At 29.8% G+C, this 4,172-nt stretch carries 6 protein-coding genes; 1 reads left to right on the plus strand and 5 read right to left on the minus strand.

Annotated features, from left to right (window positions below; genetic code table 11):
* Window positions 1-123 precede the first annotated feature (123 nt).
* The 5 genes from CG11_RS28770 to CG11_RS28785 all read right to left on the minus strand — a co-directional run bounded on the left by CG11_RS28770 (window position 124) and on the right by CG11_RS28785 (window position 3,346).
* Entirely contained in the window at window positions 124-708 is a 585-nt protein-coding gene (locus CG11_RS28770) for a hypothetical protein (RefSeq protein ID WP_052600362.1), read from the minus strand.
* Window positions 709-801: 93 nt separating this feature from the next.
* Window positions 802-1,143, minus strand: a complete 342-nt coding sequence (locus CG11_RS28775) for a hypothetical protein (protein ID WP_052600363.1) — start codon at window positions 1,141-1,143, stop codon at window positions 802-804.
* Between the two features lie 80 nt (window positions 1,144-1,223).
* Complete coding sequence (locus tag CG11_RS30340; protein WP_156039969.1) at window positions 1,224-1,364, minus strand: hypothetical protein; 141 nt, start codon at window positions 1,362-1,364, stop codon at window positions 1,224-1,226.
* A 55-nt stretch (window positions 1,365-1,419) separates the two neighbouring features.
* Complete coding sequence (locus CG11_RS28780; protein ID WP_052600364.1) at window positions 1,420-2,001, minus strand: hypothetical protein; 582 nt, start codon at window positions 1,999-2,001, stop codon at window positions 1,420-1,422.
* Between the two features lie 46 nt (window positions 2,002-2,047).
* A complete protein-coding gene (locus CG11_RS28785) occupies window positions 2,048-3,346 on the minus strand; it encodes a c-type cytochrome (RefSeq protein ID WP_052600365.1) in 1,299 nt (432 codons plus the stop codon).
* A 355-nt stretch (window positions 3,347-3,701) separates the two neighbouring features.
* Here CG11_RS28785 and CG11_RS28790 point away from each other — a divergent pair, with 355 nt between their 5' ends.
* Window positions 3,702-3,971: a hypothetical protein gene (locus CG11_RS28790; protein ID WP_052600361.1), complete on the plus strand. Its 270-nt coding sequence runs from the start codon at window positions 3,702-3,704 to the stop codon at window positions 3,969-3,971.
* The last annotated feature ends 201 nt before the right edge of the window (window positions 3,972-4,172 follow it).

Below are 4,172 nucleotides of genomic sequence, written 5' to 3' on the forward strand. Positions count from 1 at the left end.
ATAAATTTGGGTTTTAATTACTGCGTGAGTGCGCAAGCGCAGTTGGGGTGATTTAGACCTTACATGGATGGGAATACATGTAAGGTCTTTTCTTTGCTATAGTAGTCAAATAGCAACATTTCATCATTGAATAATCAATGAATTATCATATTCTGTTTCTAACAAAAAATCAACAAGTTGCCTGTCAAAATTAATCCAAAACTCAAAATCAAACTCGCAATACATACACCACTTCATACCACTTTCATGTTCAAAAACAACTGAACAATATTCGTGATAATACAATAATGCAATTTTTTCTATTTTGTCTTTGTAAATCCAATTACTTAATCTTGAAAAACCTAAATTTCGTATGTTATTATCCAGAAATTGATCATTTTCTTGAATAGTTTTAATACAATTTTCAACATCTCCAACAATATTCAAATAATCTAACTGTTTCAAGTTTTCAATTCTAATTGGAGACCAAGGCTCAATAGCTTCATCAGGACCTGGACTAACTTTAATCCATTCTCTTTTATCATCCTTTCTTATTCTTAAAAACACACAGTATGAATTAAAAAATATACCATATTTGCCTTGTGGACAGTTTCCTTCAGGTAATATTGCTGAATTTGATGTATCTAATTCAGGGATTATTGCATATTCTATATGAGCTCCTAAAAGCTTTTTTAAATACTTTTTTTGATTTTCTAATAAAAGTTCCATTTATAGATTAAGGTTTAATTACTTGAGTTAACAAAATCATTTACAGCTATTTAGATTTTGTGCTAATCTAATTATAAGGCTTCTTTTTTAAGCTTACTTTTTTGCCAACTGATTTAATTTAAATAAAGCTCGATGTTTTATTTTTTTTGAGATCTCTGCGTTTGAAATGAATTCAAGAATTCTAATTTCTTCTGTTTTTTCTAATATAACTTCAATCAACAAATTTTCTTTAAATTGCTTTTTGTGTTCCCAACATTTTAGAAACAACTCAAATGTAGTTTCTTCTGAGTTCAATTTTTTCAGCAAGTCTTGTCTTGAAATTATTTTTAATGTCCATTTTCCAAATTCCAGAAATCTAGGTTTTAAATATTCATATTGATCCTTAGTCAAAATTGAGGATAAAAATAAATCTTTTACCGCTGCTCCTCCCATCATATCAACCTCTTCTTCTTTAGCTAATTCAACGAATTGATCTATTTCTTTTTTAACTAATTTTTCTTTTGTATTTAAGTAGTTTAAAATGTCCAGTATCTATAATGTTCTGTATTCGCATCTCCTCCTTTAGCAAACTCATCTAATTGCATTTTAAGAATAGACTCATTTAGCAAACCATATTCAAGCCATTTTTTACTATAACCTAACTTTTTATAATCCATGTTTTTAGCTAACTAATTATTGGATAATTCTTTGCTTCTAAGCAGATTATTTAATTTAGAGTCCATCTTCTCGCTTAGAAAGCCAGTCCTTATACTCCGTTTTTAATTCATCCCTTTTCTCTGTTGAATTCGCAATTATATCAACTCCACCATCATAAGGAGCTATTATGTACCCTTTAGACGGACATACAAACATTGCTCTGATTTCATCATCTGCAATTGCTTTCAATATTTCGTTTTTAGTTTCTCTTTTCCATTTATCAATCATTACATAAATATCAAAATGCATTTCTTCTTCATATGCTTTTGGTCGTTCCTTATGAAGATCAATAGTCATTACTTTTTCAAATTCTAAAAAGTCTCTTAACGTCTTATAGTTCTCATTCGTTATATCATTACCATATAATCCAAAAGAGATTATCATTTCAGTTCCTTCTCCTATTAAATCTTCAATCAGCTGATTTTGGCGATTAAGAATTATTTTATACTCGTCTTTCGTTTCAGCATATCTTTTAGATTTTGGTAAACTATGAATCCTAAGCCATCTATCTTGATAAACCCATTTTAGTTCATGCCCAATTGGAAACGACTCTGGATAGTGATCTTTCCAATAACTTATAAATTCACTTTTTTCCATTTTTCAGCTATCCTTTTCTATAGAAACATTGCTTAGAATCGTTTTTTTACAATGTATTTTTAATTAATTGAATTATCTCTTGAGAAGATGATTTTTTAAGAATTAATTTCTCTTCTTGTTGATTTCTTATTTGAATTTCTTTAAGGGAAACACTTGGAACCTTAGAAAGTCTTGAAACTGCAAGCAAATAACCTTTTTCACCAATAGGAAGTTCAATTTTCGTTGTATTCCTAAAAAAAGTATAATGTTTTTTTGTAGAATCATAGATTCCTGTTAAGGCAAGATCTATTTTAGGGAGTATTAACTTAACTCTTGTTTTCCCAATGAACTCCTCGTTATCAACCCTAACCGAATACTCAATTAAGTTTGCATTTTCAATATTTAGATAATCAAAATAGCCATAAAATCCTTTCACTCCAACTAACGATTTATTGGTTATTATCATAATTTTATATTCATCATTTAACATCGAATCTGGTCGATTAAGGTAAGTCTGGTATGTTTCAGTGCTAGTCTTTTTCCCAAAAATAGTTGAATCTATACCTTGAATTATACATTCTTCATCAATATAATCATATATAGCTTTTATTTCTCTTTCGGATAAAGAACAATTTGTCATTGCTGATGCTGACCAATCAAGCATTGTTTTAGCTCTAAGATTTCCTGCCTCTGCTAAGAGAAAAGAATTTTGAGTAAAAGCTATAAGGTCAGACATATTATCCCAACGCTTTGAAACCCATGCCAAAGCTGGACCAGTCATGTCCGATACCAAATCAACATTATGGCAAGAAGCACATTCAGTATGGAGAAATTCTTTTCCTTTTATTAACCAATAGTTTATGCTATCTTTTTCAAAATGATGAGATTCTTTCCAGTAAAATTGATTATTAGTATCTATTTCTCCAATAAAAACTTGTGAGTTATTGTATTTCTCTTGGGGTAAAATAGCTTTAATCTTAACATCTGGGTTAATCATCACATTTGTTTCATTTATACTAATTTTGAAAGCTCCTTTATTTTCTAAGATGCGTCCATTAGATGTAATAGTATTTATGCCACTTAGAACTAAATCTGCAGTTGATAAAATTTCAACAATATTTATATTAATTTCGCCTTTATAAATTTGTCCATTTTCATCAAGAAAGCTGTTAAACGGAATATATAATTTAATACCATTTTCGCTCTTAAGAATGGTATCTTTATTGCCTTGAATCTTAAAATTAGAAGTAGGTAAATTATCTAATGAGAAAATCTCTTCTTTTTCTTCTGGAGGGTTTTCTATTGAGCAAGTACAGAGGTAAGACAAGGAAAAAATGATCAAACAAAATGATTTTAGTATCTGCATTTTTATATAGGATTAGTTTTATAATATATTTCCAAGTATACGATATGTTTTATGGAAAATCTATGAACTTATCCTATTACATTAGTAATTTAGATTTGTTCTATTTTTAAGGTTGCACCATTTACTTAACCAGCAATTATTTCCTTATTTCGCATCTTATTGCTCATTCAATCCTCAAGTTAGTTATCTACTAACTCATAAATATACACATCTATCTTACTAGGAATACAATTATCTCTCAACCTCCAAATATACGCCACAAAATCCTCCTGTTTGAGCAGCAAAACTTTCCAATACCAAACACATACAATACTTTTACAGATATAAAATATTCTATTCTAAAAAAAAGTAACGTATGAAAAAACAACAACTGGGCAATGCCCAAACCGACCATCCACAACCGATTGACAAAACAATTGTGATAGGCTTAATTGAAGCACAAATCCAAAAACTAGAAGCCCACGAAATTCGCATTCTCAACAACGGTATTTTTGAAGACGATTGGCTGGAGACAGACGAAAATCAAGCGATGGCAGATAACTTTTCTTTGGCAGCACATGCCACCAATGCCACCCTTATTATGGAGTTAAAATCCTTGTGCAAAAAAATCCAACAACTGACTTAAAAAACGATTTGCAAACTGACGTAGAAACTGGATTAGAAACTGCTCAGAAACTGGCTAGAAATTAACAAAAACTACGTCTACTGGCTCTACTAGTACAAAAACTGATTTTCAAACTGCTTAGAAATTAAGCAGAAATTAGCTAGAAACTGCTCAGAAATTAAACAGAAACTGCCATAGAAACTACTAAAAATTATTACAAAA

The sequence above is a fragment of the Aureispira sp. CCB-QB1 genome (assembly GCF_000724545.1).
GTDB lineage: Bacteria > Bacteroidota > Bacteroidia > Chitinophagales > Saprospiraceae > Aureispira.